Below are 26,962 nucleotides of genomic sequence, written 5' to 3'. Positions count from 1 at the left end.
GGTTTTGTAACTTTGTTGTCACTCTTCTGGGTAGCTTAAGTGTCTACTACTTTGTTACATCCTCCCCAAACCATTTTTTGCTGATTTTTGAGAAGGTCCCATTCTCTTTTAATTTTTGGACAGCATCATTTAATGCTTTTTCGAGTGAATCATCGTTTTTTCGGACAGCAATTCCGACTGGCATCTTCAAAAATGGTTCGCCTGCAACATCAAAAACTTCCGGTTTCAATGTTTTATAATATCTGCCGACTGCTTCCGCGACGATGACTCCCTCAAGGCGTCCCAGGGCAAGGTCATTAAAGACATCCGTGTAGCCGTTATAAGCCTTCAATTCTTTTACGCCATTAATCTCTCTCGCCGCGCTTTCACTAGTCGAACCCATCTGGACCCCTACTATTTTTCCTGACAAATCTTCCTTTTTGGTAATATTGAGCGGGTTGCCGCTTTGAACAGCAAGAATCTGGCCCGATCGCAAGTATTCGACAAAATCAACTTTTTGTTTTCGCTCTTCGGTAATGCCCATTGAGGACATGATGATGTCATAGCGGTTTGCGTCAAGGCCAGGCAGGATTCCATCCCATGCGGTAGGGATAAAATTAGCCTTGACTCCAAGCTCCTCGGAAACCGCCTTTGCGAGGTCAATATCAAAACCAACTAATTCATTTTTGTCGTTCCTATAATTCATCGGCGGGAACGTATCGTCAACCGCGATGGTAATCTCGCCCTTCTTCTTTATTTCTTCCAACGTGTTCCCATTCGATGACGATTTTTCCGCAGCATTGCCAGTCGCCTCCGGAAGCTCCGGCTTTGCCCCGCATGCGGTTGCCATTAGTGCTACCGCAAGGATAAGTACGAACTTGATTAGGTTTTTCATGATGTTTCCTCCTCGTTTCTTTAGTTCTCTAATTCTCTAATTCTTTAGCGAGATAAAGTTATGTTGATTATATTAACGAAGAAATTGTTATTTTGCAAGAATTTTTTCTTATGAAACATTCACGTTCGAAAATTTTCCAAAAATTAAGTATATCGTTAGGAAAAGTTTAATTAAAATTAAAAAAGCCTCGTTTTTAAAATTAAAACGAAGCTTTCCCAAGCAAAAAAGGAATTTTGGAAGCCTTTTTACTTATGCAATTCATCGAGACGTGAGTAGGTATGACCGTTTATTCACTTATCAAACTATAGCTTCCTTCCAATGTTTTTGAGGCTTTAAAGTATTGGTCGTGTTTATCACCATAATCAACTTCATCTTCACCCGGCCCTGTATACGGAACTTCAATTAAATGGTTGGCTACATCCTGTATAATCCGCTTGGCATCGATAAGTTTCAGGACGTTTCTCTCGGCCACGCCTTCTTTGCAAAGTTTCATAACAGTATTTAGATCCTCCAGCAGGGGCGGATAATCAATAAGTTTCGCGGCATTGGCCAATTTTTCGGGAACATGGTAGCAATTCGAAACCTCCAACACAGTCCATTTCTTTTCCTTTTGGTTTATAAGATTTTTATATAAATCATCCGCGACAATTCCTGTTAACAATAGTGAAGAAGTACCAATCTGTTCATTTAGAACTGCGATTTCCTCCTGGGTAAGGTTTTTGTATATTTGCTGCCTTAGTTGGTATCTTTCTTCGGCAGTCATGGCCGGCTTTAGTGCATACGGATTAGTCGACTCAACTATTTCGATGATTTGGCTGTGGCTTAATTTATCGGGTTTCCGCACCTTGTTTTTGTCTTCTTTTAAATAGCCCAGCACCTTGCCTTCAACAGCCGAAATGTCCAAGGGGCCAATATATCTGCTGTCAGTTCCTCTAAACCAGTCATCGCTCAGAACAAAGACTGCTGATTCAGGCACTCTAATGGGCCCCTTGTCCTCTTTAAAGTCTTCTTCGGTAATATAAGAATGCGGAAGTTTCTTCGCAAGATAGGCTTTCATGTCAAGGCCTGCCCTTCTTTTTTTTGCATAAAAGGCCTCTAACTTCTTGTTGTTTATATACACCTGGCCGTCAATGATTTCAACTGTCTCACCAGGAAGCCCAACTACCCTTCCCATGTAATAGTCTGGGGGGTTAAAGGAAACATTGTCACCTGGATACTTATAATAGACAATCGTTCCTCTTTGAAATTCCTTTGTTCGTTCTATAACCGTTTTCCGCAGTCCATCAATTGATTGAAAATCATGGTTTCCCCTGTCCATATTGTCGGAACCATACTCAATGACGAATGTATTGCTCCCTGCCTCTACCATATCGATTTCCGGCTTTGTCCGATCATCCCGAATAGTTTCCTCCGCCCTTTGATTTGGACCGCGAAAAAAGGATGTATTGATATCCTGATAGAAAAGCAGGATAAACAGGGCCGTTGCCAAAGCGGTGATTAGGTAAGGGCGGAGCAAAGGTTTATGTTTGGCATTTTTTAATTCCTGGCGAAGCGAGTTCCTGATTTTCTCCTTCTGTATTTCCGTGAAGTGCATCCCTTTGTGGGTGGTGGAGTTCATCGCTTTCCGCAAGTTTCTAAGTTCCTTCTCCATTTTACCTCCTCCTTTCCATCAGCGCTTTTAATTTCTGCCTTGCTCGATTCAGCCTTGTTTTTATCGTGTTGCCATTCATCTTCAAAATCTCGCTTATTTCCTGTATCGATAATTCCTCATAATAATAGAGTGTTATAACTTCCCTGTATTTTACGGGCAGCGCCAAAACACATTCGGACAAAAGCACTTCTTCACTTTTCTTTAGGGCGGTCATTTCCGGTGATGGTTCCGTCGTTTTTGACATAGTAAGAAAGCTCGAATTGATAAATACCCTTTTAAAAAAAGAACTTTTTAGTAAATCCTTGCACCTGTTAATGGTGATCCTAAATATCCAAGCTTGAAACGATACGATTCCATCTAAGTTTTCATATTCCTTATAGCAAGTAATAAACACTTCCTGAACTATATCCTCCGCCAGATTCCAATCTTTTGTATAGTTATAGGAAAGCTTGGTCAACCGGTCGCCATATTGGTCCATGATCTCCTCAAACCACGCCTCTTTATCATCTCGATTTATATTGCGATTCAATCTGTTCAACCCGCTATCACCCCGTTTCCGCTTACACCTAAGACGACTGAGCCAGGAATTGGTTTCATTTTCTTTTATAAAAAAGAAGCGCTGGAATCCAGCACTTCTTTAAAACAGTCCGCCAAGCAGGAGGCCTATATAAACCAATATAATACCGCCAGCCAGGCTGACGGCAAGATACTTTAGCCGGGAGGTTACCGCAGGGGCCTTCACTAATTCAAACATGAATGTGGAGAAAGTGGTAAGTGCACCGGTAAAGCCGATTCCGAATAAGGCGTACACGTTTCCGCTCGCAGCCTTACCCGCTAAGAACCCGAGCATCAGACTACCGATAAAATTCGCAATCATCGTCCCGTAAGGAATCCCTATCCCTGTATTCAACCGGCGTGCAAGGAAAAGCCGGCAGACAGCCCCGAAAAAACCTCCGGCAGCAATCAATAGCAGCTTCATCTTTGCATGTCCCCCTTTTTTACGAAACCCACCCTATATCCAAGCCAAGAGAGGAATATTCCGCCAGCCAGGCTGACGGCTAAATAGGCAAACGAATAAAAATATTGCCCTGCATCCGCGAGGTTAACAATCTCCAGGCAAAAGGTTGAAAAAGTTGTGTAGGAGCCGATAAGCCCCGTTGAAAAAGCGGTTGAAAGAAGCGGGTGCAGCCTTTTAAAAGAGGTGAACCTTGCTGCGAACCAGCCAAGCACGAAAGAACCTGTTAGGTTGACGAACAAAGTCCCATAGGGCATGGCCGAACCCGACGAATGAAGGTATGTAAGGAAAAATCGGAGGATGCTGCCGATAGCTCCACCTATTCCGACAAAGACATATGCCATGAATTATCCACTTTCTTTCACTGTTAAATTAAGTTTTAAAATTCTCCACTCTTGTTCAACTTTTTCAGCAGTCCCTCTTTTACCGTTGGCCACTCGGAAGCAAGAATGCTATAGACAACCGTATCCCTGATAAACCCGTCCTGTAGCTTCCTTTCCTGTCTGAGGACACCTTCCATCACCGCGCCAATCCGCTCAATTGCTTTTTGTGAGACAATATTCCTACTGTCCGTTTTAAGCTGTACCCTATTGATTCCTAGTCCCTCGAACGCTGTTTTTAACAGAAGATATTTGCACTCTGTATTTACGGCTGTCTTCCATGCGGATGGATTCAGCCATGTCCAGCCGATCTCAAGGCTATTGTTTTGTGGGGATATATCGAGGTATCGTGTGCTCCCTATTATCTTCCCATCCGATTTTCTCCGTATGATAAAAGGAAACTGGATCCCCCTGTTTTTTTCCTCCAAAGCAGTTTTGACAGCCTGCTCCATTTCGCCTTTCGACAAAATTTTCGTCGCAATGAACTGCCATATCTCCGTTGATTTGCCAGCCTCCCACAACTCATCAGAATGGGTGGCTTCCATCGCTTCCAGAATTACATGTTTCCCTATAATTGGCACGTCAATAAGCATCACAACCGTCCCCCCCTTAAGAAACGCAAATGCAAAAAGCCGCCGGGTTCACCGGCAGCCCATTTAGCTTTCCTGGAAATATTCCTTGTAATATCCGCCAACTTTACCGGTGTTGTCAACAACGAAGTAAAATTCATCTGTTTCATTTTTAACGTCATAGACATTACCGGGTGTAAGAACATTGTTTACGATGTATTTTTTCGCGTTGGCGTGAATGCATTTTACTTTTTTCACTGTTCCTTTTTCCTGCCAATTCAAATGCAGCATTTCATAGTGCCCCCTTAAAAAGTATCTGACATCAGTATAATGAATGCGAGGCGGTATCCGCAAGGGGGGCTGTATACGTTGCCATCGGAATATCCAGTACCCGTGTAAATCGAAGCTCCCTAATCTTATCTGTCTCAAACGTGAAAATATCCCCGCTAAGTGTATCCTTGAACGTCATATAGGAAGTATCGCAAATGTGGTCTTTTCGGATAAATTGCAAATTTGTATAATGGCCTTTACCGTAGTTGAGCCTATAAAACCCGTTGTCATTTTTCATCTCTCTCTACCTCTTTCTTAAAGGGTGGCATTCTTCTTTACCACGGGAAAGATTTGTCCAAAACCTCTCTGAAAATTCTTTGAATAAGAAAAGTTAGCAACCTTTTAGTAATTAAGTTGGATTGCTCGTCCTTTTGTACTGTTTTTAATTATTTTTCAAAAAAGCCTTCCCAAATTCAGGTTAAAGCTTTACAATGTTAGAAACTGAATATTCAATCTACGTTTCCAAGGAGGGCATTACAAACCAATGAAGATTATGAGCAATGAGCAGCTTGTCGTTTCGTATCGTGATGCAATGAAGTCTGGAACGGAGAAAGAATGGATTAAAATCCTGAAAGATGAAATTCAGCGCAGGGGGCTCAGGCCTTTCAAGAAGTAAAGTAATGAAACCTTAACAACGCCAAGTGAACTCAGCCGCCGGCTCCATGCCGGCGGCTGTTTAAATTTCAAGGAAATAGAATCAGTTTACACCTTTTGCTTATTCGGGCAACAAAAAAGCATCCCTTAATTAAGGATGCTTTATACCATTAGAATTGAACCGATGTTACCGGACCTAATGACAATTCCTTTAAATATTCTTCGATTTTTGCCGCGGCTTCCTCGAAGGTTTCTGCGTGTATGTCCTTGAATTCACCAAAGTATTCAAGCTGTTTATGCTCATACATCGGATCATAGTACGATTCTAGCAAGATTCTGATCATCCCGGAATAATCCTTTCCTGCAATGCACTCTTCAAGCATTGCCTTCGCTTCCTGGGACTTGATGCGTTTCATGATGCGAATCAATGCTTCTTTTACTTTTTCATAATACCATGGCTCGTCCTTGTAAGGAGTAATGTATTCCTGTTCGATATGGCTGATCCGGACTTCAATCGGCAAATGGATTTGGATGTGGATTCCGTTCGTTTTTACATCCATCAATTCATTAGGCTGGACAATCCGCCCAATCCGTTTGCTTTCTGCCTCCATGATTGAATAAGGAGGTTTATTCAATTCGGCAAGCCTCTCATATAATAGCGCATCAAACATTTTTTGGGTATTCCCTTCCCCAAGTCCGATGGCGCCGAATATTGATCCCCTGTGGCAGGCCATGTATTCAAGGTCGACAACTGGATAGCCTTTTCGCGCGAGGATATGCAGCACTTCGGTCTTGCCGGTGCCTGTCATACCGTGGATGACAACTGACTTATCAGGGAGCAGCTCGGGAATTCTTTTCAAAATGTATTGCCTATATGCCTTATAGCCCCCCTGGAGCCTTCTCGCCGTTATGCCGGAAAATTCCAGGAAGGACGTAACCGCCTTGCTGCGCATGCCTCCGCGCCAGCATTGGACAACAGGCATACCGGTTGGGCCGGCGTATTCACGGATTGTCCGAAGCAAATTTGGGATTTTGGGCGATACAATCTCCATCGCGAGCCACTTGGCAGCGTCGGATCCTTCTTTTTTGTAAAGTGTCCCGATCTTGGCTCTCTCTTCATCCGTGAACAATGGTACGTTCAAAGCTCCGGGAATGGCCCCTTCTTTAAATTCTATTGGTGAACGGACATCGATCACAACTGGATTTTTTGCAGTAGATAATTCTTCTATCGTAATTTCTCTCAAAATTGGATTGGCACCTCTGTGTTTTATACTTATTTTCTTATTTTAAAGGATTCAGACGTAATTGCAAATGCCCTTGTCTTTGCAAATGATCTTTATTGTTTTGGCGCTCCTATTTTTCAGTCGTATAAGAGATCCCCCAATGTAATATCCAAAAGGCCGGGCTAAACGTATTTGGTTCTCCTCACCCTTCAAAACATCCTCAAAGAAAAAGGCTACCCAAAAGGATAGCCTGTCAGCTCGCGGATTCCCCTGCTAAGAATTTTCCACTGAACTGGAAATTTATTCGTGCCGCTCTTTTCATAAACAGTGGTCATCGTTTTAAGCTTAACGGACCAGCTAAAACCATCGAGGATAATACCCTCTTCGGGAAAATAGTTTTTATCCCAGTCCCAAATTGCCGACTTGTAAACCTGCGTTTTGAAAATACCGATATCCCCAGGGTTTCTTGGTTCTGGAAAACCAGGGAAACGCGGACATTCCTTGTCCCTCCATTCAATCAACGTGAAATATCCTTTTGTAAAATCAACCCTTAACTGATATCCCACTGTACTGGGAAGCTCTGCAAAAACGGTCAAATATAGAGGCTGTTTGCCTGGCTGGATTGAAACCATGCCGCCCTGAAGCAAGAACAACTCTTTTTTTCTATTAAGAACATTGTAGATGTCTGACGGGTCGGGGGTGAAACCACCAATTTCAAATAGCGTATTTGCTTCATTGCAGAGTGCGGAAAGCGGCAGCGGCCCTTTTTCATCAAGAATTTTTATAATTCCTTCATACAGCCGCATGAAAACCCACCCTTTCATCCTTCTTATCAATTTCGTGCCAACCTTCTTTCAGTATAGTAAATATTCTGTCAATCATCTGTAACAATTCGCACTTTTTGATCGGTCCGTTTTGAATTGATTTTCTTGTTTTAGGGTAAAAGGCCTTAAAGGGGGCATGGACGGTGAAAAATTTAGCAAAGCAATTCAGGTTGCCACGAGGGCTTCTAGGGAAAATTGCCGGTAAAATCATGTATTTTGAAAATAAGAAAATCAATGAATGGACAATCAACCAGCTCTCCCTTTTAAATGGGCAACGGGTTCTTGAAATTGGTTTTGGCCCTGGATACGCAATCAGAGCCATCGGCGAACGTTTTCCGGAATGCTTGATTGAAGGAATTGACCTTTCACTGAAAATGAAACAAGAAACGGAAAAGAAACATCACCATTTAATAAAAGCAGGAAAATTAAGGCTGTGGCGGGACGAAATTTCAAGCTTCGAATTTCCAAAAGAAAAATATGACCGGATTTTCTCAGTTAACAATTATCCGCTTTGGAAAAATCGACGGAAAACACTAAGCAAGATTGCCTCTTCCCTCAAACCCGGAGGCAGGGTGGCCATTACCGTTCAGCCCAGGGAGGAAGGCGACACTGACAATACAGCGAGGGATTTGGGAAAGCAGCTTGAGAGTGATATGAAATCGGCGGGACTGCAAAACATCAGCATATCCTATAAAAAAATTCACCCCAACCTTACAATTTGCGCAACAGCCGAAAAACCACACCGGTGACGATGTGGTTTTTCTTACGGTTACTACACGGTAAATCCCTCAAAAGGCAGACATTTTTTCTTTTTTAAAACAGGATACTAACTCCTCCAACTCAGCCAATTTTCCCTCATGAAGAAGCTGGACAATCTTGCTTCCGGCAATGACTCCATCACAGTAGTTTGCAAGTTTCCTCGCCTGTTCCCCGCTAGTAACACCAAATCCAGCGTAAACGGGAAGCCGGCTAGCGCTTTTTACCTCGGCGAGAAAAGTTGGAAGCCCTTCCTCGAAGCTGCCTCTCCCGCCTGTTACCCCTTTTACTGTGACAGCATATATGAATCCGTTTCCTTTTTCAGAAATAGCTCTTATTCTATCAATCGGTGTTGTCAGCGTAACAAGCCGGATTAATTCGATTCCCGTATTTGTCAGGGATGGCTCAATCAGTTCTTCTTCCTCTAAGGGGAGGTCCGGAACGATAACGCCATCAATCCCGGCTGTTTTACTGTCCCTGCAAAATTCGTCAATTCCATAAGCAAGGATAGGGTTTAAATACGTCATGACAATAATTGGAATTGAAATCGAAGCCCGTGCGCCTGCTAAATGTTCAATGGTTCCCTTTAGTGTCGTTCCGCTCGCAAGCGACCTTACCCCCGCCTCCTGGATAACCGGGCCGTCCGCTACTGGATCGGAAAATGGAATGCCGACTTCGATGGCCGTTGCGCCCAGCCTTTCGAGCAGGACAAGCCTTTCCTCCAGGCAATTGATCCCGCCATCACCCGCCATAATATACGGTACAAAAGCCTTTTCGTTCCCGTCTTTTAATCGCTTAAAGCATTCAGTCATTCTACTCATGTGCCTCCTCTCCTTTCATTTTCGATTTTACTGTTTCGACATCCTTATCCCCTCTACCGGACAAGCAGACAACGACCGATTCCTCAGGATTCATTTTTGCGGCAAGCTTTATCGCAAAAGCAACGGCATGCGCGCTTTCAAGGGCCGGTATGATTCCCTCCTTGACAGCCAGCAGCTTAAATGCGGACAGCGCCTCTTCGTCCGTAATCGAATCATATTCGACCCTTCCGCTATCCTTTAGGAAGCTGTGCTCCGGGCCTACGCCCGGATAATCAAGTCCGGCCGATATTGAATGCGCATCCTGAATTTGGCCGTCCCTGTCCTGGAGAAGATACATGAAAGCGCCATGGAGGACTCCTGGTTTTCCTTTTGTTAATGAAGCGGCGTGGTATGGAGTGCCGATTCCGCTTCCAGCAGCTTCAACACCGAAAAGTTTGACTTCAAGATTATCGATAAAATCATAAAACATTCCCATTGCATTGCTCCCGCCGCCTATGCAGGCCACAACGGCATCGGGGAGGCCACCTTCTTTATCGGCAAATTGCCTCTTCGTTTCCCTGCCAATCACACTTTGGAAGTCACGGACAACCATCGGAAATGGATGCGGGCCCATAACCGAACCCAGCAAATAGTGTGTATCATCTACGTTGGCAACCCAATACCGCAGAGCCTCATTCACTGCGTCTTTCAAAGTAGAGCTTCCCGAATGAACACTCACAACTTTTGCCCCCAAAAGCTCCATCCTGAAAACGTTCAATGCTTGCCTTTTTACGTCCTCCGCCCCCATGAAAACGATGCATTCCAAATTCAGGAGGGCACATACTGTGGCGGTCGCAACCCCATGCTGGCCGGCACCAGTTTCGGCAACAATTTTCCGTTTTCCCATCCTGAGCGCCAGCAGCGCCTGCCCAATCGTATTGTTGATTTTATGGGCGCCGGTATGGTTCAAATCCTCCCGCTTCAAATAAATTTTTGCACCACCCGCATGGCTTGTCAGATTTTCGGCAAAATATAGCGGGGTTTCCCGTCCGACATACTCCTTTAAAAGCCTGTCCAGCTCGAGTTGAAATAACGGATCGTTTTTCGCCTCTTTGTATGCTTCTTCCATTTGCAGAATGGCCTGCATCAATGTTTCCGGAACGTATTTGCCCCCAAATGTTCCGAAATGGCCCCTCTCGTCAGGCATCGTATACGTTCTCATCAAGCGGTTCCTCCCCTTTTGCAGCAAGAATGAAATCTTTGATTTTTTTCAAATCCTTTTTACCGTCTGTTTCAACCCCACTGCTGACATCCACCATATATGGATTTGCTATACGTATGGCTGCAGTTACATTTTCACTATTCAACCCACCGGCAAGAATGATTCTTTTGCCGTCCAGATCTGCATCTTGAAGGATCGACCAGTCAAATGCTTTCCCTGTTCCTCCTCTGTAAACCCCTTTTGGGCTGTCAAGCAAAAAGCCCTCGCATGCATATTTGTTAACCAGTTCAAGGTCAGAATGGCAGCCAATGTTGAATCCCTTTATGACTGGAAGGGAGAAGCCTTTGCAAAAACTTGGCGATTCCTCCCCATGGAGCTGGATATGGGTGAGGCCGCAGTAGTCCGCGATGTCTTCAACTTTGTGTTTTGATTCGTTAACAAAAACGCCGACCTTGTGAATTTCCGGAGGCAATTGAGCATTAATTTCCCTTACAAGCTCAGGCGAGACCTTCCTTCTGCTGTCCGCGAAGACAAAACCGAGAGCGTCTGCTCCAAACTCAACTGCTTTTAAAGCAGTCCCGGCATCCATGATTCCACATATTTTTACCTTCATCGCCGTGCCACCTCCATCTTTGGTACGATGAATTCCCGAAGTCCTTCCTCAAGGTTTCCGCTCTCCATCAGTGTCTGGCCAATTAGTAGACCTTGTGCCCCAGCACTCGCTGCCAGCCGAGCATCCGCTGCCGTTTTCATGCCGCTCTCACTGATCAGGCAGGCCCCGGAAGCGAGAACCCTTGGCCCCAATTCTGTGGTTGTATTCAATGAAACTTCGAAAGTCCTTAAATCACGGTTATTGATGCCGATTAATTTTGCCCCGGCTTGCTCCGCTATCGCCAGCTCCTCTTCATTATGGATCTCTACTAGAACCTCAAGCCCAAGCGATTCGGCATAAGTTTTAAGAGACTGTAATCTGGTTTCCGTGAGTGCCGCCACGATTAAAAGGATGATATCGGCTCCAGCCTGATAGGCATGGTCGATTTGCAATTCATCAATGATGAAATCCTTGCAAAGGAGAGGCAAATCCACCGCGCTCCGCACCTCCTTGAGGTCATCGAATGATCCATTAAAAAATTTCTGGTCGGTTAGGACAGAGATTGCCGTGGCCCCGGCCAGTTCATACATCTTCGCCTGCTCACCCGGCCCTATATTGCCGTTGATCAATCCTCTCGATGGGGATGCCCGTTTATATTCGGCAATAATGGCAATGTTCTTGTCCTGCTTCAGCTTTTGGATGAATGTCTTTCTTTTCGGCAGGCTCTCGTAAAGGTTCACACCCTTTTCCTTTAAAAGGGCAACTTCCTTTTCTTTTTCCACTAGAATTTTATGTAAAATCGTCTCCACTTAAATTGCCTCCTTTTGCATCTTGGTGGAAAAGTCCCTTAATCCTTCAAGTTTTTTGTAGGCTGCTCCCGAATCAATACTTTTCCTAGCCATGTCAATTCCTTCGATGAGGCTTTCGGAACGCATTGCCGCATAAATACCCAGGCCTGCGTTCAGAAGCACTGTCTCCCTGAACGGCCCTTTTTTTCCAAGCAATACGTCCAAAAGGATTTTTGCGTTTTCCCCTGCGGAACCTCCTTTTATTTCGGAATTGTTGATCTGCTTTAGCCCGACTTCTTCGGGGGTAAACTTGAAATATTTGATTTCTCCATCCTCGATAATTGCTAGATTGTTTTCTCCTTCAAGGGAAGCCTCATCCAACGAACCTTTCCCGTTGATGACAATTGCCCGCTTTCGGCCGAGAACTTTAAGCGTTTTTGCGAATAAAGGTATGAACTCCGGTTTATAGACCCCTACAAGCTGGTATTCCAAATCGATTGGATTTGACAGGGGGCCAATCAGGTTGAATGCTGTTGGAATCTTCAGTTGCTTTCGAACAGCCATGATTTTTTTCAATTTCGGATGGACATGCGGCGCAAATAGGAAGGAGATTCCCAGCCCGTTAAGAATTTCCTCTGAAGCTGCGACAGGAATATCTAGGTGAATGCCTAGATGCTCCAGAACATCTGCGCTCCCGGTTTTACTGGAGACGCTTCTGTTTCCGTGCTTAGCTACCTTGACACCCGCACCCGCGATTACAAAGGCAGAGGTAGTACTCACATTGAATGTGGAAGCGCCATCTCCGCCGGTCCCACAGTTATCCATAGCATTGCGCAGCTTTTTCCCAAATCCGAACGCGTTTTCTTTTAACGCTTTCGCCATGCCTGCCAGTTCTTCCGGTTCTTCACCTTTCATTTTCAAAGCCATCAGGAAGGCGGCGATTTCTGTTTCCTCTGCTTCCTCATTCAGCATCTTACCTATTGCATCCTTCATTTCCTCTTCGGTTAGGGAAATCCTTTCAGACAGTTGGAGCAAGTATTCTTTCATCTCTATCCTTCCTTTCAATCCTGTTTAGGAAATTTTCAATAATTTGTTTGCCGGACGAAGTCCCGATTGACTCTGGATGAAACTGGATTCCATATACCGGAAAGTCCCTGTGATGGACCGCCATGACCTCTCCGTCATCATCTGCAACCGCATCAAGTACCAAGTGCTGTGGAATAGCATTTTTCTCTGCTGCAAGTGAATGATAGCGCATCACGTCAATCTTTCCTGGCAGGTTCATAAAAAGTCCACCGCCGTTATGAGTAACCTGAGAAATCTTTCCGTGCCGGATTGACAGTGATTTTCTAACGGTCCCTCCAAACGCTTTTACGATTACCTGATGTCCGAGACAGATGCCAAGGATGGGAATACTCCTATGGAGTTCATGCACGATTTCCATACAAACCCCCGAACCTTCCGGCTTCCCTGGCCCTGGGGAGAGGACGATTGCCGATGGGTTTACTTTCCGAATGTCCTGAATGGTAATTTTGTCATTTCTCGAGACCAGGATGGTTTCCCCAAGCTCGCCTAAATACTGATAAAGATTAAAGGTAAAAGAATCATAATTATCGATAAGCAGGATCATACCAACCCTCCTAAAAAAGCTTTCAGTTTGTAGATTGTTTCCTCGTATTCAAGCTCCGGTATCGAATCATGGACGATTCCGGCACCCGCCTGGATAAAAGCTTGGCCATCCTTAATGATCATTGTTCGGATTGCAAGAGCAAAATCCATTTGCCCTCCAGCAGACAGGTAGCCTATGGCTCCTGAATAGAGGCCTCGTTTCATCCCTTCAAGCTCATTGATTATCTGCATCGCCCTAATTTTCGGTGCTCCCGAAACCGTTCCTGCCGGGAGGCACGCTGCCAATGCGTCAAGGGGTGAGAATTCGCGCCTGAGCTTTCCCTCCAATTCGGAAACGAGATGCATCACATGGCGGTATTTCTCAATTTGAAGGTATTTGCTGACCTGAACAGTTCCAAATTCACAAATCCGCCCCAAATCATTTCTCCCCAGATCGACCAGCATCCGATGTTCAGCAAGCTCCTTCTCGTCATGCTTCAACTCGTCAGAAAGGGCCAAATCCTCCTCCAGGCTTTTCCCCCTTGGCCTAGTGCCTGCAATTGGATTAGAGTAAACTGTCCTTCCGCGTATTTTTACTAGGCTCTCCGGGGAAACACCCATTACGCTGTATGCCCCGAAATCGAAATAAAACATGTACGGCGAAGGATTGTGCGTCCTAAGCCTACGGTAGCAGGAAAAAGAATCGCCGCTGAACTTGGAGCTAAGCCTCTGAGAAAGGACAGCCTGGAAAATATCTCCCTCTTCAATATGCCGTTTGACAGCCTTAACCTTATCCATGAATGTCTGCTTTGATATCTCCCCAGTGAAAGTTCCGAGTGTAAATGGCGCAGGAGCAACTTCAGAAAGCGGGTTGGCCAGTTCAATCCGCCTCTTTTCAAGCCTTGCAGCCAGGCTCTCATCTGAAGTCGTGGCGAGGAGCGGCACTCCCGCTATGTACACCTTTTGTTCGAGATGGTCATAAACAATGGCTTCTTCAAAGAACATAAAATGGCAATCCGGCATTCCAAGGCTTCCTTCAGGTACTTGGCCGATATCCTCGTACAGCCTAATCACATCGTAGCCCGCATACCCCGCCGCTCCCCCGAAGAAAGGGAATGGCACATCGGCTTCAATCGGTGGCAGCAGATTTTCTACAATCTTGAGCGGATTCCCTTCAATTGCCATTTCCTCCTCCCCGGCTATTATCAATCGGTTTTTAGTTCCCTCAGAAACCAATTCGAAAGCGGGACGGGCACCAATGAAGGAATAGCGGCCGACATCCCAATTATTTAACGAACTCTCCAGGAGGAACTTTTTGGTTCCTTGCAGTTTTTGAAAAATGGATACCGGTGTCAGGGTGTCTCCCTGCATTTCAATGAACTGGACCTTTACAGCAGTCCGGGTTGCCTCTACCATCGCCGTCACTCCTTCCTTATCAAATTTTTAAAAAAAATAAAAAAGTCCCCTATACACATAGAAATAATGTGTATAGAGGACGATTCTGCGACCGCGGTGCCACCTCAATTGGAATACCAAAACTGGCATCCCCTCTTTCAGGTACAGGAAATTATCCGATACCCTATCCTTTTAACGGCGGATTCCGTGCAGCCCTACTGTCATTCAGGCAGCCTCTCGCAAGCCCATTCAACTTTCTCCCTGTACCGGTTCGCACCCTTCCCGGTTCTCTGTGACAGGCAATGAAAGCCTACTCCCCTTGCTCAACGATTTGCTCTATTCAATTTAAATTGATCCTTGTAGTTTTGATGATTATTCTTAACATCGTTTCAACTTTCCTGAAAAACAAAAAGGGCCCCTGTCCAAAAAAGGACGGGAGACCCGTGGTGCCACCTTCATTGGCTGTATAAACAGCCCACTTTGACCGTATCAAGCCAGATTGGCTAATACGCGCCTATTGTAACGATTAGGCAATTCGCCTGAGCCTACACCTTATAAAAGGTTCGGTCAGGAAGCTCGGAAGTCCATTCACCTACGCATCCACGCTGATTCGCACCACCCATCAGCTCTCTTAAGTTTCAGCCTAAGCTACTACTCTTCGTCAATGCTTTAATGTATTGTTTATTATGATAATCACGAATTTTCAGAATGTCAACAAAAAAGACCATTATTCTTTCGCCAATTTTTCCTCTAGAATTTTGCCTGCCTTGTTCCGCCATTCATTCGCAAGCTTAGGAAACGCCGCCAATTTATCATAAAAGTCCGTGTCCCCTTTCTTATGGAGGATCGCCATTGCAGCGGAAAAGACGGTAATTTCCTGTGTATTTCGCTCCAAAAGGACAATTTCCGAATCCTGTGTCATTTTCCCTTCTTCAATAACCCTGAAGAAGTAGCCTGTTAAACAAGTTTCGTAAACCCTTTTTAAAAAAGGGTCGATTGAATTAAATTTTGAAATGGTTGAACATGGCACCCTTCCTTGTGAAATTTGAACTGTCGCTTCCCCTATTTTATAAATGTCCCCAATATAAACCTCTGATTCCGGCATCCCTAACGCAGTAATATTTTCTCCAAAAACAGGTGGTAGGAGCTTAACTCCAAACTCTTCCTCCCATTTCGGGTAATGCTCATAAGGGTAAAGGCATAATGCCCTGTCCGGCCCTCCATGGAATTCCGGATTGGCTATCCCGTCCCCTGCCAGCCCATCCCTGGAGAGAAATGCTTCCCTAACCGATTCTTTTCCGATTGCCGATACGTATTCCTTACCATTTCTTTCAAAGCTTTTCGGTATTCCGACTGCTAATTGAATAATTTTTGGTTTGTTCAATTTGTTCGCCTACTTTTCAAATAAAAGGATATATTCTTTTTACTACAATAACGGCAATTGGTAAATAGTAAAGGTACAACGAGTTCCTCTGTCCGTTTCCTGAAGTTTGGCTGAAGGAGACTATTTTAAGGCTATTATGACGCAAAGGCGGTTCAGCTTATCATGGATTACAGCGAAAAGCTATGCCAGCAAACAAGTACCGATAAACCGGGCAAGTCAGGGGAAGTGGCAAAGCAGAAGTGGGCGATCTTGTCCCTTTCGTCCATTCCTCTTGTGATGACACTTGGAAATTCCATGCTCATCCCCGTCCTTCCCGCAATGGAAAAGGAATTGTCAATCACGTCTTTCCAGACAAGCATGATTATTACGGTTTATTCAATCGTAGCGATCTTTTTAATACCGGTTGCAGGGTATCTTTCAGACCATATCGGCCGAAAAAAAGTCATTATACCGAGCTTAATCATTACTGCCCTCGGCGGAGCCATTTCTGCATGGGCTTCATGGAAAGTGGAAGATGCTTACTGGATAATTCTTGTGGGCAGGGCGTTGCAAGGGGTAGGAGCTGCAGGCGCTGCTCCCATTGTCCTTCCGCTTGTTGGTGATATGTTCAAGCGCGATCATGATGTAAGCAGTACCCTCGGCGTTATTGAAACATCAAATACGTTCGGAAAAGTTCTGAGCCCAGTCCTGGGTGCGTTCCTCGCGGGAATTGTCTGGTTTTTACCATTCTTTTTAATTCCGGTCTTTTGCGCTATATCGATTTTAATGATGGCTTTTCTTGTAAAATGCCCCAAACGCGAGGAAAAGCCAATTCCGTTTAAAACCTTTTTTGCAAATGTAAAAGATACATTTACAAAGAAAGGCCGCTGGCTAAATGCCATTTTTTTCATCGGTGGCATTTTGATGTTTGTCCTCTTCGGAATCTTGTTTTATTTATCAGAGATTTTTGAAAAAGAGCTTGGGATTAAGGACCTTAAAAAGGGGCTTTTCCTTGCTTTGCCGCTAGGGGCGCTTTGCCTGTCCTCCTACATCACCGGCAAAGTGATTAAAAAGAATAAAGTGTTAATGAAATGGCTAATCCTCGCGGGAATATTAATGGCGGGGGCCTCGATAGCGGTCCTTTATTTTTCAGTCAAGCTATGGTTTCTCCTTACAATGTTTACGATTTGCGGTGTCGGAATCGGCGTTTGCCTTCCGTCCCTTGATGCGCTCATTACCGAGGGAATCGAAAAAGAGGAACGAGGCACTATTACCTCGATTTACAGTTCGATGCGATTTATCGGGGTAGCAGCCGGGCCGCCTCTAGTTGCCCTTCTTTTGAAAAAATCGGATATTTGGATCTTCGTCCTTCTAAGCGGCGCCTGTGTTTTATCCGCACTGGTCGCCTTGCTAAAGATCCGCCCTGGGAGAAAGGAAGAACCCGCTGGCGGCTAGGGCAGCCTGATTAAAGGCTGCCCTTTCATTTTGGCAGGAAAAATATCGTGCGGCATATAAAAAAATATGATATAGTATAAAAGTAATTTGTTTCGCGGGTGTGGCGGAATCGGCAGACGCGCTAGATTCAGGTTCTAGTGGGGGCAACCCCGTGGAGGTTCAAGTCCTCTCATCCGCATATTCCTTGGACTGGGCGCAGAAACCGAAAAGGTTTCGCGCTCTTTTTTATAGCAAATGTATTTCTCCAGAGAATTCCGGTATTAATGCCGAAAAACCAATCAATTTTGCTAAACCGTGCCATAATTATGCCGACCGAGCAACTATTTATTCAACGAGCGAGCCGTTGGAACCCCGCCTATTGAATGCGCACATGCCCAATGGCCAGGAATAACATATTTAAAAAAATGACGGGGTCCAGAAAAACAAAAAACGCATAGGGCAGCCACGCGTTTTTTGTTAATCTATACTAATTTTTCACTGCATCCCTATGTGGGGTAATCACCAGATTAGGATTGGTGATTGCTGCGCTTGGCATTCCTATTACTTCATCTACGGTTCCATATTTTTTACGGAGTTCCTCAATTGGCCCGCATTCAATCGCCCTCATGATGCAGGTCGAGACGCAAACCGGATCCTCGCCTTTCGCCTGAAGATCGAGGCAAAAATCGCATTTGTTCGTTTTAAATGTTTTTTCGTTGTATTGGGGAGCACCATACGGGCAGGCGGATACGCAAAATTTGGTTCCGGCGCATTTATCCTGATCGATGACAGTAATCCCGTCTTCCTTCCTCTTGACAATTGCTCCAGTCGGGCAAATTGGTACACACGCCGGCTTCGTACAGTGGTTGCAGGAAATCGAAAAGTAAAAAGCTTTTATTTGTTGTACGATAGCGGCTCCCTTTTGGATGTATGCCCCTTCTTCATGGGCGTATACCCGACGGAAGTTCAATCCCACCTCTAAATCCTTTTTGTCCTTGCAGGCTACCGTGCATGCTTTACATCCCGAGCATAGGCTTTGATTGATATAAAAACCCATTTGTGCCATCGCGGGCCACTCCCCCTCTATGCTTTCTTTACCTCGACGAGATTCGTTTGCTGCGGGTTTGATTTTGCTAGAGGAGTCGGCCTTTGGGCGGTGAGCACGTTTATGGAGCCCCTTTGGTCGATTCCATCCTTATCCGGCGTATACCAGGCACCCTGTGGAATCGCGGCGACCCCCGGCATGATGCGGCTTGTTACTTTTACTAGGATGATTAAAGCTCCCCTGGCATTGAATACCCTAGCCCGGTCACCATCCTTTAATCCCCTTGCCCCCGCATCTACTGGGTTCAGCCACATTTCCTGGGGAAAAGCTTCTTCAAGCCACGGATGGTTGTCATGGGTTGAATGGCAGCGCCTTTTATAATGCCAGCTAATCAACTGCAACGGATATGTTTCCTTCAGCGGATCGGCCGGCCCTTCCCAAGCCGGCACATACTTCGCGAAAGGCGGTATGACATCATGCTTGTTCATATCCCACAGCGCCTTGGAAAACAGCTCGATTTTCCCTGACGGCGTCTCAAATGGATTGTTTTCCGGGTCATCAATCTGTTTTTTAAAACCAATCAGCGGCTCGTCAAACGTAAAATGGTGGATGCTCTTTTTCCTGAACTCTTCGAAAGTTGGGAATCCCGGGTCGATCTCGGCCCTTGTCCGTTCCACGCTCACCTTAACCCAGTCAAGCATCGTTTTTCCTTCGGTAAAGGCCTCCCTCAAACCGAAATGTTCGGCAATATCGGCAAACACATCATACTCATTCCGGCATTCATACAGAGGATCGATTGCTTTTTCACCTAATATGACATAATCCCCAAAGCACCATGGCACCCCAATATCCCACCGTTCAAAAAAGGATGTCCCTGGCAAAAGGATGTCTGCATATTTTGCGCTTGGTGTCATAAAAAGATCGCCAACCACAATGAATTCGACCTTGCTTTCATCCTCAAGCAGCTTTGTCGTTTTATTAATATCGGAGTGCTGGTTGACGAGCATATTTCCGCCAATATTGAAAATCAGTTTAATATTGCTCTTTAGTTTGTCCGTTCCCTGGAGGCCATCTTCAGAGGTAAGTTCCGTCCCTCGTTCAACCGCATCGGCCCAGAGAAAGCAAGGGATTGTCGCTTTCACCGGATTCTCGAATGTAATCGGATAGGCGATGCCCGACCTGGACCAGTAGCCTGTTCCCGCGGCCCATCCTCCTAGCTTGCCGACATTTCCGGTCAGGCAGGCGAGCTGCGCGCCTCCGCGCATAATTTGTTCCCCATACGCATGGCGCTGTGGCCCCCAGCCCTGAAGTAACGCGGCTGGTTTGATGGTGGCATAGTCCCGCGCGATTTCCCTTATCTTAGAAGCAGGAACCTTGCAAATCTGTTCTGCCCATTCAGGTGTTTTCGAAATGCCGTCCGTTTTTCCAAGCAGGTAGTTCCGTAGGTTTTCTTCCTTTGGTACCCCTTCCGGCATGTGCGCTTCATCAAAACCGATGCAGTATTTATCGACAAATTCTTTGTCATAAAGGTTTTCGGTAATCATCACATACGCCATCGCATCCATCATTGCATTGTCTGTCGTTGGCAAAATTGGGATCCATTCGTCAGCGAATGCGACGGCTGTATCCGTATAACGCGGGTCAATGACAATAATTTTCGCTCCGTTCTTTTTCGCTTCTCGCAAATAGGTTGTATACGGAGTTGAGAAAATATTTTCGGAGGGGTTATGTCCCCATAGAATAATATACTTTGAATGGAGGAATGAATCGAAACTTGATCCCGAGTTATTTGTCCCATACGTATATGGTGTCGCGACATTCCCAGCACCTGAACTATAATCGTTCCTGAAATCAAGGTAACCGCCAGTCATCGCAAGCAGCTTCCTAGCCATATACTCTCCCCCGAACAAGCCCCATGACTGCCCGGAAGCATAATTCACATATCTTGATTCCGGTCCGTAGGTTTCGCCGACCCTCTTCATCTCGTTCGCGATCGTTTCAACGGCTTCGGCCCAGGTGATCCGCTCGAATTTTCCTTCACCCCGTTTACCAACGCGTTTCATTGGATACTTAAGCCGGTCGGGATGGTAAAGCATTTTTTTATAGCCCCGCCCGCGTATGCAGGCCCGCATTTGCGGAGAAAGAATATCGTCCTCATTTGTGTCCGTACTGATTCGGACGACCTGGCCTTCCTTGACATGCGCTTTAATGACGCAGCGGCCGCCGCAATTGTTGATGCTGCAAGTTGAAATGATTTTTTCCGGGGTTTCTGCTTTTATGGCATTTTCCGGCTCTTTCCTGCCGACCAGTTGATTTGCCCCAAATCCGCCGAGCACAAGAGGGATTCCAATTCCTCCTGACCATTTTAAAAAGGTACGCCGTTTCATTTGTTTTTCCAGAAGCCCTTTTTCCATTTCCTTACTCGCCATGGGGCCATCCCTCCACTAGTTCATTAAGAAAATCTATATCATCTGCAATAAAATCATTTGCCAATAATGCGGCACCTCTGTATAGATTACTGGTTGTGCTTTGAGCCAACCTTTTTCCAAAATCGCCTATCCACCGTCCAAGGTGCTCATTCAGAAAGGCGCGCTGTTTCTTAAGAATATTGAAAAGCTCGTGTTCTTCTTTTGCATGTATTCCTTTCAAAATGAGATGAAGCATGAATTCCAGTTCGATGGTTAGGTGGTCATCGGGCTCATTGTTTTCTTTTACAAATCGAAGGCCTTCATTATGGAATTGCTCCCTGACCTCATACATTACATCATCAAAAAGCATTTGCTCCCTGCTTCGATAAAAGGATTCCCACGGAGGCGCGGGCAATGTCCCGGGCCCAATAAATAGCCTCGAATACTCCACTGTTTCCCTTTTTAAGCAAGGGTCACCTTTAAAAAAGTCCTTCAGCTCTACACCGCCCAAACCAAGTTCCCCAAGGCCCGCAACATCTCCATGTTCCCGAAAAGCATCTAACCATACTTGATCAAGCGGCGAATGGAACACTCTGAGCAAAAAATGATAGATATTGCCCCTCGCTTTCATTAACGTAACCATTTGTGGTATATCCAGCTGAGTCAACATTCATTTCACCTCTAAGTTTGTGAAAAAAATCACATAAAGTTAAACGTAAATTTCATTCGTTGCTTTTCCTTACCGCAACTATACATATCCTTCTATCCAACTTTATTTTAGCAATTTTATCCTCCCCGTAAGACATTTTGTTCAATTATTCACATATTGTTCGGAAATGGTTTGCTATGCCCTCCCCTCTCTCTCCTTTTAAAAAAAATACGTTTATGGTATTTTAAATGAAGGTAAAGTACCTGTCAGATGTTATTAGGAGGAAAAATCACGATGGAAATTACAGGCCACACAGTAGAATTTCTTGAAGATCCGTTTGGTTTATTGGCAGGAGAGCGCTATGAATTTCTGCTTGATATAGCTGTTGATGAAGATGATGAATTGTATTCAGAATTGGGAACGGGCCTTAAGGTTATTTTTTCAGTTGAAGGCAACGAACACAAAATAGCCCAGTACAACTTTTTCGAGAAAAGTTCTGGAAAAGTTTTTGATTTTGCTCTGGAAGAAGACGAAGAGGAAATGGTCCTAAAGTACTGTATTGAACATTTTGAGTAAAGAAAAAGGTATCCCGGCTGGCGGCCAAAGGATACCTTTTTAAATTTTATATTGATAGGAGATAAAGCATTCATCCGTTTCGAAGCCTTCGCTTGTATAAAGATGGACAGCTTGCTCGTTTTCAGCGTTTACGCTCAGGATTGCTTTGCCAAGGCCAAATTTTCTTCCAACCTGTAGCCCGGCCCTAAGCAACGTGCGTCCGAGCCCTTTTTTTTGATAGGACGGTAGCAGCGCAATCGGTCCGATCAAAGCATAATGGATCCCATTATAGTATTCCCTTGCGACACGTACGAGGCCAACAGGACTGCCCTCCTTGCACAGGAACAAAATCCCTCCCGTCAGGTAGTCATTCCGGGCGGCGATTTTTCCTGCTTCCTCTTCTGTTAGTGGAGTTTCCGATCCCGCCAGCCCTGAAAAGGCTATATTCCGAATACGGCAGTAATCCTTTTCGTCACGGCCTGGCACGAACTCCTTAAACGAATAGCCTTCTGGAAGTGAAACTTCACCAACAGGCAGATCTTTTCTGGTTAAAAGATATGCATACCTTTCAATGGAAAAGCCCAGTCCAGCGATTTGTTCCCTTGCTTCCAATGCCGTTTCAGGGAGGAACAGGAATACTTTTTCCACTTTGTCCATCTCCGGCCGAATCACTGAAAAGAGGCGTTTATAAACGACCGGTGTTGCTGGATTGCAATGGAAAATCCGGAATCTAGCACGGTTTCCCCTCAGAAGATAAGGATCCAGTTTCATAGAAACCGCGCCGATGACGTTCCCTCCTTCTAGAGCAATGAACGAAGGGTCTTCATCATCAGGCTTCATTTTTTCCAGTTCCTCATCAACAAGGAATGTGTCGTCTAGATTTTTCCTATTTGCAATGCAATAATCGATGAACGCACCGATATTGCTTTTGTTCACCCGGATAATCTCCACGCGTCCCCATCCTTGCCGTTAAATGTATCGCTTGCTTGTATTCGCTACAACCTGGAGCTCCCTGGTTGTCTTATGCATCGCGCTGCTGCAAATAGGGCATTCGGGCACTTCCTCGCTCTTAAAATTGTCCCTTATCCACGCCTTGCATCCTTCCGCCGTGCATTCCCATATATCCGTCTCTTCCATAACTACTTCTTCCGTATTCCTTCGCCCAAACGCCATTCCAGGCACCTCCATGTTTTTTATTCCCTCGGCCATGCTCCAACCCGATTCAGGGCTTCAATCTGACCCGTCCGGATGTCCCTGAACTAAAAATCACCGATGCAAAAAGGACTTGCAAGCCACTCTTTACATGCGGTGAAGTGAATCATTTAAAGTTTGTAACTAGTATAAGTATACCTCATTTTCGGGGTTTGGTCTAATGAATGGTTGAGCTTTGATTAACCCCCAAAATAGACATGCTTTGCTGACAGTTTCTCGCCCACCTCAAGAATGCCGTACGAAAATTGTTTTTGCCTCCGTTTGTCGGTAGCGGAACCAGGATTAAAAAGGAGGATTCCCTCTGTAACTTTGTGCACAGGAATGTGGGAATGCCCAAAAATGATGCAATCGACCTTTTCGCCAATGAAGGCTTCGATCGCACGCTTTTCGGTCGTTTTTCCGGTCCCGTGGCCATGGACAAGACCAATTGTGAATTTTCCAGCCTGAATGATTTTTTTATCCGGAAAAAGGCTTATTACGTCTTGACCATCCACATTCCCATGGACGCCATCAACTTTCGAAAAAGCCGACAGCATCGAATAAACTTCAGGAACCTGCCAATCCCCTGCATGGAGAATCAAATCAGCAGATTCCAAATCAGGGATAATAGCGTCTGGCAAAGCTTTTGCCTTTTTGGGAATGTGGGTATCTGACAGGACGACAATTTTCATCTTTCTCCCTCACCCTTCTTTTTTCAAATAAAGGGAAAAATAATGTACAACCGGAGGATAGTAAATTCACGTGTTTACCATTAAAGCCACCTTTATTAACATTGACCGGAAGGCCGACCCGAAAAGAATCAGCCTTTAGGTTTACGCCTGCTTTTTTGCACGTGATCCGGTTTTTTTGCGTGTCCCGGCCTTTGTTTTCGGTTTCGTCCGATCGATTGAAGCCTGTAACGCCGCCATTAAATCTGTAACATTGGATGGCGCCTCTTTTGCCGCCGGGGCGACGACTTCCCTGCCCGCCCGTTTTGCTTCTATCAATTCAAGCAACGCGGTCCGGTAATCATCGGTATACTTTTCCGGTACGAAATCTGTCGTCAACTGGTCGATTAGCAATATGGCGGTTGCCAATTCCTTATCTGTAACCTTATCCGCTTCAGGGACATTCGGTACATCGTTTGCCTTTCGGACTTCATCTGGGTAATGGATTGTTTCCATCACAAGCGTATTTTCATAAACCCGGAGGACGGCCAATTGCTCCTTGGAGCGGATTGCGATTTTTGCAATGCCAACCTTTCCTGAGTCCTGAAGTGCCCTTCTTAACAAGGAATACGCCTTGCTTCCCCCTTCATGCGGCGACATGAAATAACTCCGGTCGTAATAGATGGGATCAATTTCTTCCATCTTGACAAAATCGATAATTTCTACCGCTTTTTCTTCATTTTCCCTTTTCAACTTTTCAAGATCCTCGTTATCCAATACCACAAACTTGCCCTTTGTATACTCATATGCCCGGACAATTTCCTCACTTTTTACTTCCCTGTCGCACACCGGGCACACTTTTTCGTATTTGATAGGCGAATTGCACTCCTTATGCAAGGTCCTTAGTTTCACGTCCTTGTCCTCCGTTGCCGCGTGGAGCTTGATGGGAATGTTGACAAGCCCGAAACTGATGCTGCCTTTCCAGATTGTATGCATCGTTCATTCTCCATTCTTTTTTAGGTTAGTTTGTGTAAATTTTTCCGCCCCAATCAATAAAAGATTTGGAAACATGATAGCCGCAAAGGATATTCCATACACTAACGAAAAAGGATGGGGATGAACGCAAATGAAGCCGATGCTGCCAGTTTTACAATTCGAGCCGCCTGAATTTCCTGGTTGGTCGTACGAGGTAAAATACGATGGATTCCGGGCCATTCTTGACTGGGACAAGGATGGCCCAAAGCTAATGAGCCGCAACGATAAGCCTCTTTTGCCATTATTCCCGGAAATTGAGGATTTTCTTAAAGCGAGCCTTGATCATTTCCGGCTCTTCCTTCCTCTGCGGCTCGATTGCGAGCTTGTCATTCTTGAAAATGAGTATAAAGCAAATTTTTCTGCAATCCAGAAAAGGGGGCGGATGAAAGCCGTAAAAAGGATTGCCGAAGCCGCCGAAAAACAGCCAGCCCGGCTCATGGCCTTTGACCTGCTTATTGAACGTGGAGAGAATATACATTCGCAGCCCTATCATGAGAGGAAGCGCCGGCTTGCCTCTTTATTTTCAAAAACAGGCATGGCCATGGAACCAAAAACGACTGGCGATGAGCTTTTACAGCTGGTTCCCCCGCATACCAATTTCACCGAGCTGTGGGAAGAAGTAGTCCTTCATGACGGTGAGGGAATCGTGGCCAAAGCCCCCGAAAGCCAATGGGAGGAAGGTAAACGGTCCACAAAATGGGTTAAATATAAAAATTGGAAACTGGTTGATTGCTTTATTACTGCGTATGAAAAGTCAAATGGTTATTATTACTGTGGGGTTTATAAGGATGGGGAAGTGTTTCAGATAGGCCATATCCTTTTTGGCCTTAAGCCAGAGGAAAAGCAGGCATTGTTTACGGTTATTAAACAAAATAGTAAGTCCGAGGATAGCAGGTTTATTTATGTGGAGCCCGCCATCTGCTTTGAGGTGAAATACCTTGAACTTTATGATAATGAGCTGCGAGAACCGCACTTCAGCCGCTTCAGGTTCGATTTAAAGCCAGAAGACTGTACGTTTGATAATTTCCTGTTCAACCAAAAAAATGTCACCGGAGACATTGAGTTGACCCACCCTGATAAACCAGTATGGGAAAGCCCTTCCATCCGGAAAATCGATCTTGTCCATTATCTAATGGAAGTGGCGCCATCCATGCTGCCTTTTTTGCAAAAACGGTCATTGACAGTCATCCGGTATCCACATGGTATGTTTGGTGAAGCCTTTTATCAGAAAAACTGCCCGGATTACGCACCGGACTTTATAGAAACTCATCTGGACGAAGGAATTAACTATATAGTATGCAATGACTTGAAAACACTTGTCTGGCTGGGAAACCAGCTTGCAATTGAGTATCATATTCCCTTTCATACGATAGAGTCGGGGAAAGCGGCTGAAATTGTCCTGGACCTAGATCCTCCATCGCCTGCTGACTTTATCCTTGCAGTAAAGGCCGCAGTTTATATCAAAGAGGTCATTGACGGGCTTGGGCTTATCGGGTTTGTAAAAACAAGCGGCAACAAAGGCCTTCAGGTGTACCTCCCTTTGCCTTCTGGTACATACACTTTTGATGATACACGCCTGTTCACGGAATTCATCGCCAATTATCTTGTATCAAAGGAGCCAGGGCTTTTTACAATAGAACGGCTGAAAAAAAACCGCGGTGGCCGGCTCTATGTTGATTATGTCCAGCATGCACCGGGAAAAACAATTATTGCCCCTTATTCACCAAGGGGGAACAAGCAAGCGGGAGTGGCGGCTCCGTTATTTTGGGAGGAAATTGAGGAAGGTCTTGACCCGAAGGACTTCAATTTGCCGAGTGTTCTCCAACGGTACAGAAACTCCGGCGACCCATTCAAGGACTATTTCAAAGCCGGCGAAAAACAGGCATTTGGCCCTGTCCTTGAGTTTTTAAAATCAGGGGGGAACAAAAAATAACCCCGGTAACGCTTTGCGGTTACCGGGGCGGAATATACTGTCAGACAGCGTAGGGTTAAG

General features: G+C 45.3%; 30 protein-coding genes, 1 tRNA gene and 2 other annotated features. Of the genes, 6 read left to right on the top strand and 25 right to left on the bottom strand.

Annotation, left to right across the window (positions count from 1 at the left end; all coding sequences use genetic code 11):
* Window positions 1-46: 46 nt before the first annotated feature.
* The 8 genes from RB160_RS09230 to RB160_RS09195 all read right to left on the bottom strand — a co-directional run bounded on the left by RB160_RS09230 (window position 47) and on the right by RB160_RS09195 (window position 5,057).
* Complete coding sequence (locus tag RB160_RS09230) at window positions 47-874, bottom strand: transporter substrate-binding domain-containing protein (RefSeq protein ID WP_316569945.1); 828 nt, start codon at window positions 872-874, stop codon at window positions 47-49.
* 286 nt (window positions 875-1,160) lie between these two features.
* Window positions 1,161-2,525 carry a signal peptidase I gene (gene lepB / locus RB160_RS09225; RefSeq protein ID WP_316569944.1) on the bottom strand — a complete coding sequence of 455 codons (1,365 nt, stop codon included), beginning with the start codon at window positions 2,523-2,525 and terminating at the stop codon, window positions 1,161-1,163.
* Between the two features lies 1 nt (window position 2,526).
* The gene (locus RB160_RS09220; RefSeq protein WP_316569943.1) at window positions 2,527-3,063 is read right to left on the bottom strand and encodes a sigma-70 family RNA polymerase sigma factor; all 537 of its coding nucleotides are present in this window, start codon (window positions 3,061-3,063) and stop codon (window positions 2,527-2,529) included.
* A gap of 99 nt (window positions 3,064-3,162) precedes the next feature.
* Entirely contained in the window at window positions 3,163-3,504 is a 342-nt protein-coding gene (locus RB160_RS09215) for a fluoride efflux transporter FluC (RefSeq protein WP_316569942.1), read from the bottom strand.
* Window positions 3,501-3,884 (bottom strand): fluoride efflux transporter CrcB, encoded by a 384-nt coding sequence (crcB, locus tag RB160_RS09210; RefSeq protein WP_316569941.1) that lies wholly within the window; start codon window positions 3,882-3,884, stop codon window positions 3,501-3,503. Before crcB ends, RB160_RS09215 begins: the two co-directional genes overlap by 4 nt.
* A gap of 35 nt (window positions 3,885-3,919) precedes the next feature.
* On the bottom strand, window positions 3,920-4,513 hold the full coding sequence (locus RB160_RS09205) for a GNAT family N-acetyltransferase (RefSeq protein WP_316570050.1): 594 nt from the start codon (window positions 4,511-4,513) through the stop codon (window positions 3,920-3,922).
* A gap of 63 nt (window positions 4,514-4,576) precedes the next feature.
* Entirely contained in the window at window positions 4,577-4,780 is a 204-nt protein-coding gene (locus RB160_RS09200; protein ID WP_316569940.1) for a DUF6501 family protein, read from the bottom strand.
* Window positions 4,781-4,811: 31 nt separating this feature from the next.
* Window positions 4,812-5,057, bottom strand: a complete 246-nt coding sequence (locus RB160_RS09195) for a hypothetical protein (RefSeq protein WP_316569939.1) — start codon at window positions 5,055-5,057, stop codon at window positions 4,812-4,814.
* A gap of 246 nt (window positions 5,058-5,303) precedes the next feature.
* Between RB160_RS09195 and sda the strand changes: the two genes are divergently transcribed.
* On the top strand, window positions 5,304-5,435 hold the full coding sequence (sda, locus tag RB160_RS09190; protein ID WP_048825127.1) for a sporulation histidine kinase inhibitor Sda: 132 nt from the start codon (window positions 5,304-5,306) through the stop codon (window positions 5,433-5,435).
* 148 nt (window positions 5,436-5,583) lie between these two features.
* Here the strand turns inward: sda and mnmH are convergent, their stop codons facing one another.
* Both mnmH and RB160_RS09180 read right to left on the bottom strand, forming a co-directional pair.
* Window positions 5,584-6,657 (bottom strand): tRNA 2-selenouridine(34) synthase MnmH, encoded by a 1,074-nt coding sequence (mnmH, locus tag RB160_RS09185; RefSeq protein WP_316569938.1) that lies wholly within the window; start codon window positions 6,655-6,657, stop codon window positions 5,584-5,586.
* Between the two features lie 212 nt (window positions 6,658-6,869).
* Window positions 6,870-7,442 carry a hypothetical protein gene (locus RB160_RS09180; protein ID WP_316569937.1) on the bottom strand — a complete coding sequence of 191 codons (573 nt, stop codon included), beginning with the start codon at window positions 7,440-7,442 and terminating at the stop codon, window positions 6,870-6,872.
* A gap of 161 nt (window positions 7,443-7,603) precedes the next feature.
* On the opposite strand from RB160_RS09180, the gene RB160_RS09175 reads away from it, so the two are divergent.
* Window positions 7,604-8,209 (top strand): class I SAM-dependent methyltransferase, encoded by a 606-nt coding sequence (locus RB160_RS09175; protein ID WP_316569936.1) that lies wholly within the window; start codon window positions 7,604-7,606, stop codon window positions 8,207-8,209.
* 39 nt (window positions 8,210-8,248) lie between these two features.
* On the opposite strand, the gene trpA is transcribed toward RB160_RS09175, so the two are convergent.
* The 8 genes from trpA to RB160_RS09135 form a co-directional block, all read right to left on the bottom strand.
* Window positions 8,249-9,037 carry a tryptophan synthase subunit alpha gene (gene trpA, locus RB160_RS09170; RefSeq protein ID WP_316569935.1) on the bottom strand — a complete coding sequence of 263 codons (789 nt, stop codon included), beginning with the start codon at window positions 9,035-9,037 and terminating at the stop codon, window positions 8,249-8,251.
* Entirely contained in the window at window positions 9,030-10,238 is a 1,209-nt protein-coding gene (gene trpB, locus RB160_RS09165; RefSeq protein ID WP_316569934.1) for a tryptophan synthase subunit beta, read from the bottom strand. Before trpB ends, trpA begins: the two co-directional genes overlap by 8 nt.
* The gene (locus RB160_RS09160) at window positions 10,216-10,851 is read right to left on the bottom strand and encodes a phosphoribosylanthranilate isomerase (protein WP_316569933.1); all 636 of its coding nucleotides are present in this window, start codon (window positions 10,849-10,851) and stop codon (window positions 10,216-10,218) included. Before RB160_RS09160 ends, trpB begins: the two co-directional genes overlap by 23 nt.
* Window positions 10,848-11,639 carry an indole-3-glycerol phosphate synthase TrpC gene (gene trpC, locus RB160_RS09155; protein WP_316569932.1) on the bottom strand — a complete coding sequence of 264 codons (792 nt, stop codon included), beginning with the start codon at window positions 11,637-11,639 and terminating at the stop codon, window positions 10,848-10,850. The genes RB160_RS09160 and trpC overlap by 4 nt, the downstream gene beginning before the upstream one ends.
* Complete coding sequence (trpD, locus tag RB160_RS09150; RefSeq protein ID WP_316569931.1) at window positions 11,640-12,665, bottom strand: anthranilate phosphoribosyltransferase; 1,026 nt, start codon at window positions 12,663-12,665, stop codon at window positions 11,640-11,642.
* Complete coding sequence (locus RB160_RS09145; RefSeq protein ID WP_316569930.1) at window positions 12,637-13,248, bottom strand: anthranilate synthase component II; 612 nt, start codon at window positions 13,246-13,248, stop codon at window positions 12,637-12,639. Before RB160_RS09145 ends, trpD begins: the two co-directional genes overlap by 29 nt.
* A complete protein-coding gene (gene trpE / locus RB160_RS09140) occupies window positions 13,245-14,642 on the bottom strand; it encodes an anthranilate synthase component I (RefSeq protein WP_316569929.1) in 1,398 nt (465 codons plus the stop codon). Before trpE ends, RB160_RS09145 begins: the two co-directional genes overlap by 4 nt.
* Window positions 14,643-14,714: 72 nt before the next feature.
* Window positions 14,715-14,957: a binding site (T-box leader), on the bottom strand.
* 89 nt (window positions 14,958-15,046) lie between these two features.
* Window positions 15,047-15,295, bottom strand: a binding site (T-box leader).
* Window positions 15,296-15,348: 53 nt separating this feature from the next.
* Window positions 15,349-16,005, bottom strand: a complete 657-nt coding sequence (locus RB160_RS09135) for an MOSC domain-containing protein (RefSeq protein WP_316569928.1) — start codon at window positions 16,003-16,005, stop codon at window positions 15,349-15,351.
* Window positions 16,006-16,167: 162 nt separating this feature from the next.
* Here RB160_RS09135 and bcbE point away from each other — a divergent pair, with 162 nt between their 5' ends.
* Window positions 16,168-17,439 (top strand): bacillibactin exporter BcbE, encoded by a 1,272-nt coding sequence (gene bcbE, locus RB160_RS09130; RefSeq protein WP_316569927.1) that lies wholly within the window; start codon window positions 16,168-16,170, stop codon window positions 17,437-17,439.
* A gap of 94 nt (window positions 17,440-17,533) precedes the next feature.
* A tRNA-Leu gene (locus RB160_RS09125) sits at window positions 17,534-17,617 on the top strand.
* A 288-nt stretch (window positions 17,618-17,905) separates the two neighbouring features.
* Here RB160_RS09125 and RB160_RS09120 read toward each other — a convergent pair.
* The 3 genes from RB160_RS09120 to RB160_RS09110 are packed head-to-tail and all read right to left on the bottom strand — an operon-like array spanning window position 17,906 to window position 21,541.
* The gene (locus tag RB160_RS09120; protein WP_316569926.1) at window positions 17,906-18,484 is read right to left on the bottom strand and encodes a DMSO/selenate family reductase complex B subunit; all 579 of its coding nucleotides are present in this window, start codon (window positions 18,482-18,484) and stop codon (window positions 17,906-17,908) included.
* A gap of 17 nt (window positions 18,485-18,501) precedes the next feature.
* Window positions 18,502-20,892 (bottom strand): DMSO/selenate family reductase complex A subunit, encoded by a 2,391-nt coding sequence (locus tag RB160_RS09115; protein ID WP_316569925.1) that lies wholly within the window; start codon window positions 20,890-20,892, stop codon window positions 18,502-18,504.
* On the bottom strand, window positions 20,882-21,541 hold the full coding sequence (locus tag RB160_RS09110; protein ID WP_316569924.1) for a TorD/DmsD family molecular chaperone: 660 nt from the start codon (window positions 21,539-21,541) through the stop codon (window positions 20,882-20,884). Before RB160_RS09110 ends, RB160_RS09115 begins: the two co-directional genes overlap by 11 nt.
* Window positions 21,542-21,814: 273 nt before the next feature.
* On the opposite strand from RB160_RS09110, the gene RB160_RS09105 reads away from it, so the two are divergent.
* On the top strand, window positions 21,815-22,096 hold the full coding sequence (locus RB160_RS09105; RefSeq protein ID WP_316569923.1) for a DUF6509 family protein: 282 nt from the start codon (window positions 21,815-21,817) through the stop codon (window positions 22,094-22,096).
* A 39-nt stretch (window positions 22,097-22,135) separates the two neighbouring features.
* Here the strand turns inward: RB160_RS09105 and RB160_RS09100 are convergent, their stop codons facing one another.
* The 4 genes from RB160_RS09100 to ku form a co-directional block, all read right to left on the bottom strand.
* A complete protein-coding gene (locus RB160_RS09100; RefSeq protein WP_316569922.1) occupies window positions 22,136-23,026 on the bottom strand; it encodes a GNAT family N-acetyltransferase in 891 nt (296 codons plus the stop codon).
* An 18-nt stretch (window positions 23,027-23,044) separates the two neighbouring features.
* Window positions 23,045-23,248, bottom strand: a complete 204-nt coding sequence (locus RB160_RS09095) for a cold-shock protein (protein WP_316569921.1) — start codon at window positions 23,246-23,248, stop codon at window positions 23,045-23,047.
* Between the two features lie 218 nt (window positions 23,249-23,466).
* On the bottom strand, window positions 23,467-23,958 hold the full coding sequence (locus RB160_RS09090) for a metallophosphoesterase family protein (protein WP_316569920.1): 492 nt from the start codon (window positions 23,956-23,958) through the stop codon (window positions 23,467-23,469).
* 141 nt (window positions 23,959-24,099) lie between these two features.
* Window positions 24,100-24,930 carry a non-homologous end joining protein Ku gene (ku, locus tag RB160_RS09085; protein WP_316569919.1) on the bottom strand — a complete coding sequence of 277 codons (831 nt, stop codon included), beginning with the start codon at window positions 24,928-24,930 and terminating at the stop codon, window positions 24,100-24,102.
* A gap of 130 nt (window positions 24,931-25,060) precedes the next feature.
* Between ku and RB160_RS09080 the strand changes: the two genes are divergently transcribed.
* On the top strand, window positions 25,061-26,902 hold the full coding sequence (locus tag RB160_RS09080; RefSeq protein ID WP_316569918.1) for a DNA ligase D: 1,842 nt from the start codon (window positions 25,061-25,063) through the stop codon (window positions 26,900-26,902).
* Window positions 26,903-26,962: the final 60 nt, after the last annotated feature.

It is taken from the genome of Neobacillus sp. YIM B06451, assembly GCF_032667185.1.
Lineage (GTDB): Bacteria > Bacillota > Bacilli > Bacillales > Cytobacillaceae > Bacillus_D.
This window is presented reverse-complemented; position numbering and strand designations above follow the sequence as displayed.